Raw genomic sequence first — 2,572 nt, forward strand, 5'->3', positions numbered from 1 at the left:
GGCGTGAATGCGGCGTCGCAGCTCGTCGTCGGTGATCCGGATGAATCGCCATGGCTGCATCAGGCCGACGTTGGGTGCGGCGTGGGCGGCCTGCAGCAGGCGGGCCAGAACATCCTCGGCAACCTTGCTGCCGGCCACGAACCGGCGCATGTCACGACGTTCGGCGATCACGCGATAGACCGCCAGCCGCTCCCGCGGACTGAACGCGTGATCATCCACATCATCATCGTAGAAACCGTCGGGTGTCGAAGTGACCAATCATGCCCACTTCGAGATGTCGAGCCGCTCGGTCGGTCAGACTCAACTCGAACCCACGGTCAAAAGGATCAGTCCAATGAATATTTCGGAGTCAGTGGAGCAATTGCCCACCAACGGCACGCGTGGACGCGTATACGGCGAGCCCTACCGAACCGCCGACGGCGGCACCGTGATCCCCGTTGCCAAGGTCCGTGCCGGCACGGCGACGCCGATGGGGTTGTTCGTCATCTACGGCGGCACGGCCCGCTGGGTGGCCGTGGTCGATGCCGACCGGATAGCGCTGATCGGGGTCATCACCGGTTTGATCTCGGCGACGATCGGCACTATGGCCGTGCTGCGCCGGCCACCATGGCCCGATCTGTCGGCGACGTCGGCGGCCTGGAGGCGACCTCGACACATCACGGCCGGTAGGTGACGCCCACCGCCCGTAAGACGTATTCCGGCGGCATGTCGAACGTGACCGATCGCCGCGGCAACGCGACCAGCACGTCGGCGGGAACGTCGAGCTTGTAATGCAGCGAGAGGTGTCCGGTGAATGTCTGATCGACCTCATCGACATCGGCTTCTACCTGCAGCCCGGTCGGCGAAATCTCCGCGGTGGCCATACCGGATTGCATTGCGTCCCAACCTACGTCGACCGTGGGCCCGGCAAGTTTGGGCAGCGAAGACAGGGTCGCCAAGACTCGCTGTGAGGTGAACACCAGCGACCCGACGTAGCTCGCGACGCTGTGCGCCGATCGCAGGCCGGGAATCGCACCGCTGAATCGCCGGGTGACGGGGACATAGTCGGCGAGGTAGATGATCCCCTCTGCCTCGACTTCGGCTCGCACGTCGGCGGGCAATTTGCCGATGCCGAACAGTCTGCGGACGAAGACCGGCATCAGCGGGCCCGCTTGCTCAACCGCAGCCGGAACCGGACCAGGCCGGCCAGCACGACGGCCAGGGCGACGAGCATGCCGGCGTCGTGCAGCCATGCGCTGGGCACATGACGCCACAGCCGGTCGACGGGCAGTCCCGCTTCGACGCTGTTCAGATCAACCGTCGACGCCGAGGCGGCGAAGCCCCAACGGGCCGGCACGAACCACGCCAGCTGGTCCAGGACCAACCGTCCCGTCACCGGAATCAGGCCTCCGGCCAACACCATCGACACCATGATCGTCACCACGAGCATCGGCAGTACCTGCTCGGTGGAGCGGGCCAGCGACGACAGCGTCAGCCCCACCATCGCCGAGGTGATCGCCGTCAGCGCCAGGCCCAGGTACAGCTCCACGATGCCGTGCGCGACGCCGTTTCCCAGCAGTGCGCCACCATGGGCGGGCGCGCCTTTGCCGATCGTCATGATGGCGACCATGACCGCGGTGCCGATCAGCGCCGCGGTGCTGTAGACGACGACTTTCGCCATCAGGTAGGCCGACGCCGACAGGCCCACGGCCCGCTCGCGCTGGAAGATCATTCGCTCGCCGACCAGATCGCGCACGGTCAGCGCGGTGCCCAGGAACACCGCGCCGATGTTGAGCAGGATCAGGATGTCGATGGGTTCTTCGGGTGCAGTCGGGTCGGCGGACCCCAGCCCGGTGTTGCCGGGCACCGCCAGCGACAGCACGCCGAGGACGAACGGCAGCAACGCCAGGAACACGAAGTATCCGCGGTCGGAGGTGATCAGCCGGGTTTGGCGGCGCGCCAACGTGACGATCTGGCGCCACGAGCTGGTCCGCGGCGGCTTTCCCAGCGGTGCCGCGCCGGCGGTCGGCGACGGCCTGCGCGGGGCTGCGGGATGACGGGCCAGATACGCGCGGTGTGCCGCATCGGGGTCGGTGCTGACGCGCGCGAAGATGTCGGCCCAGTCGGTGCTGCCCATCACCGGCTCGATCTGGGCCGGCGGGTCGGCGAAGGCGGTCTTGCCGCCCGGGGCCAATAGCAGGATCTGATCGCACATGCTGACGTAGGTGAGCGAATGCGTGACGACGATCACCACGCGGCCCGCGTCCGCCAGCCGCCGCAGCATCGTCATCACCTGGCGGTCCAACGCGGGGTCGAGTCCTGAGGTCGGTTCGTCCAGGATCAGCAGCGACGGGCCGGTCAGCAATTCCATGGCCACCGAAGCGCGCTTACGCTGACCGCCGGACAACTTGTCGACGCGAGTCTTCTTGTGCGGAGCCAACTCCAGCTCATCGAGCACCCGCTCGACGACTTGGCGTCGGTCATCGGCGGAGGTGTCCGGCGGCAGCCGGAGTTCCGCGGCGTAATGCAGGGCCTGCTCGACGGTGAGCTGGCGGTGCACGACGTCGTCCTGAGGCACCATCCCGATTCGTGA

4 protein-coding genes are annotated in these 2,572 nt (G+C 67.1%); 1 reads left to right on the plus strand and 3 read right to left on the minus strand.

Annotated features, from left to right (window positions below):
• Positions 1-219: nitroreductase family protein (locus VGH54_RS16680; protein WP_331513183.1), on the minus strand; the 219-nt coding region annotated here is incomplete at its 3' end.
• Between the two features lie 115 nt (positions 220-334).
• Between VGH54_RS16680 and VGH54_RS16685 the strand changes: the two genes are divergently transcribed.
• Positions 335-673: a hypothetical protein gene (locus VGH54_RS16685; RefSeq protein WP_331513184.1), complete on the plus strand. Its 339-nt coding sequence runs from the start codon at positions 335-337 to the stop codon at positions 671-673.
• On the opposite strand, the gene VGH54_RS16690 is transcribed toward VGH54_RS16685, so the two are convergent.
• Both VGH54_RS16690 and VGH54_RS16695 read right to left on the minus strand, forming a co-directional pair.
• Positions 657-1,139: a hypothetical protein gene (locus VGH54_RS16690; RefSeq protein ID WP_331513185.1), complete on the minus strand. Its 483-nt coding sequence runs from the start codon at positions 1,137-1,139 to the stop codon at positions 657-659. The genes VGH54_RS16685 and VGH54_RS16690 overlap by 17 nt on opposite strands.
• Positions 1,139-2,572: ABC transporter permease (locus tag VGH54_RS16695; protein ID WP_331513186.1), on the minus strand; the 1,434-nt coding region annotated here is incomplete at its 5' end. The genes VGH54_RS16695 and VGH54_RS16690, both read right to left, overlap by 1 nt.

Source organism: Mycobacterium sp. (assembly GCF_036488105.1).
Classification (GTDB): Bacteria; Actinomycetota; Actinomycetes; order Mycobacteriales; family Mycobacteriaceae; genus Mycobacterium.

What these genes read in the sequence shown, in the direction of transcription:
- VGH54_RS16685 (WP_331513184.1), top strand. Translation starts at nt 335, where the DNA reads ATGAATATTTCGGAGTCAGTGGAGCAATTGCCCACCAACGGCACGCGT.
- VGH54_RS16690 (WP_331513185.1), bottom strand. Translation starts at nt 1,139, where the DNA reads ATGCCGGTCTTCGTCCGCAGACTGTTCGGCATCGGCAAATTGCCCGCC.